This is a genomic window from Xanthomarina gelatinilytica (assembly GCF_000348685.1).
Lineage (GTDB): Bacteria > Bacteroidota > Bacteroidia > Flavobacteriales > Flavobacteriaceae > Xanthomarina > Xanthomarina gelatinilytica.
The window spans coordinates 1-1,223 of sequence record NZ_ANLA01000039.1; the positions used below are offsets into that span (position 1 = coordinate 1).

1 protein-coding gene is annotated in these 1,223 nt (G+C 35.2%); it reads right to left on the reverse strand.

Translation table 11 applies throughout. The features are described 5' to 3' along the window. Positions 1-36: 36 nt before the first annotated feature. Positions 37-1,008: an IS110 family RNA-guided transposase gene (locus tag D778_RS13975; protein WP_007651893.1), complete on the reverse strand. Its 972-nt coding sequence runs from the start codon at positions 1,006-1,008 to the stop codon at positions 37-39. Positions 1,009-1,223 lie beyond the last annotated feature (215 nt).

Sequence of the window (1,223 nt, forward strand, 5' to 3'; positions counted from 1 at the left end):
AACAAAGTACTGTGGTAAAAAACAAGTAAAAACCCATTAACTTTTCACTAAAGTACTTCTATAAGTTTCATCATATATCAATCCTGATTTTGCTATTGCAAAAGCCTGTTTTAGCAGCTTATTACATACGGCAATCAATGCCAGTTTTTTACTCTTCCCCTTGGCAACTATACGCTCATAAATATCACGGCAAGCTTTGTTGTATTTGCAAGCATTAAAACTGCACATGAACAATAAATTCCGAAGCTTTTGATTTCCTATTTTACTAATTCTCGGCCGACCATTTACACTGCTCCCACTTTGTCTGGTCACTGGTGTCAAACCTGCATAACTACACAACTCACTTCCGCTATTAAAACGCTCAAAACCGTCTGTTAAAACAACCAACATTAATGCGGTTTTGTTTCCAATGCCTGGAATACTCTTTAATCGTGTTAACACATCTTGATGTACCTCTTTAACTAGTATCATTAGTTTATCTTCAAGCATTTTCATTTCTTTTTGAACCTGTTTCAAGCTACGCTTTAAAGAACCAACAACCGTTTTACTGGGATTGCCTAAAACAGCTTCACCATGCAGTTTGTTTTTCAACATAGTGCTCTGCTTTGTATATACAGCAAGGAGTCTTATCATCTGCAAGCACTCTGTTTGATGTTTGGAGTTACCTTTCCATAGTTTTAATTCAACCTGTTTGGCGTACTCACATATAAGTTTTGAATCACTCTTATCCGTCTTGATCTTGGAGAGTTTCATTTGTATAAAGCGCTTTATCGCCAATGGGTTTTCTACGGATACCTTTATACCCGATTCCAGCAAATGATACGCTAATTGATAATGATAATAACCTGTTGCCTCCATAACACAATGGCTGTTATCGTTTAAAAGTTTTGTAAACTTCTTAAAGCCAGAAGGATTGTTCTTAAACTGATGATAGTTGCCATCAGAATCTGTCACATCAAACACCAAATGGCTGATGTCAATTCCAAAATATTTAATACCTTTATTCATAAGAAAATGTTTTTTGAAAGGACAGGCTACTCGAGTTTCAACGACTTAAAATCGAGGTCTTAATGCCTCATAATACTGTACGAAATCTGTGTAGAAAAGAGAGGGGATTTTCAATGTTGACGAGATCAAAGTCTCTACGTGTATAATAACCTTAATCCTCTCTTTTGTTCTTTCTGATTATATAATAAATTTAGTGAATTGTAAACTTAAGACGT